The sequence below is a fragment of the Candidatus Phytoplasma citri genome (assembly GCF_002009625.1).
GTDB lineage: Bacteria > Bacillota_I > Bacilli_A > Acholeplasmatales > Acholeplasmataceae > Phytoplasma > Phytoplasma citri.
This window is the reverse complement of record NZ_MWKN01000079.1, coordinates 1-522: the sequence shown is the minus strand read 5'-3', so window position 1 is coordinate 522 and position 522 is coordinate 1. Positions and strand designations below refer to the sequence as shown.

The 522-nt window shown below is 34.3% G+C and carries 1 pseudogene; it reads right to left on the bottom strand.

The features are described from left to right. Window positions 1-403 (bottom strand): annotated as a pseudogene (locus tag B2G44_RS01980) (group II intron reverse transcriptase/maturase); the annotation flags it as partial. Between the last annotated feature and the right edge of the window lie 119 nt (window positions 404-522).

Sequence of the window (522 nt, the reverse complement as noted above, 5' to 3'; positions counted from 1 at the left end):
TCCATGCTGAAAAGATATTTTCAAAATAGGGAGTTAAGAGTTGTTCGAGACATTTTTGTATTAGCCGGTCCTTGATAGTAGGTAGCCCCAAAGGTCTATTTCTTTTGTTATCACTAGGGATGAGAATTCTTTTAACTGGTTTAGGGTTGTAACCATTATTGACATATTCCTGATGGTATCTTTCTAATTTTCCTAGATTAATCCCATCAATGGTTTCATTGTCGACAACTGGTGTGCCCGCCCCTTTGTTTGTGGCGATTCTATTGAATGCTGTTAACGTATTGTAAAAGTTATTCATTCCCTGTTGTAGTTCTCTTTTTAAAGAGTAACCATTTGATGAACGATATTGAATTTTATCCAATGTTCGCGAAAGCTTAGTTTCTAGTGAAACCGTTGTTGACATAATATATCAACCCCTTCTTTGATACCATTAAATAAATAGTAAATTACTTTCTTCTTTCGCCCTATAAGAGTCATTAACTCTCTTCTTGGTAAGCCGATTAACTAAATTATTCCAAATTT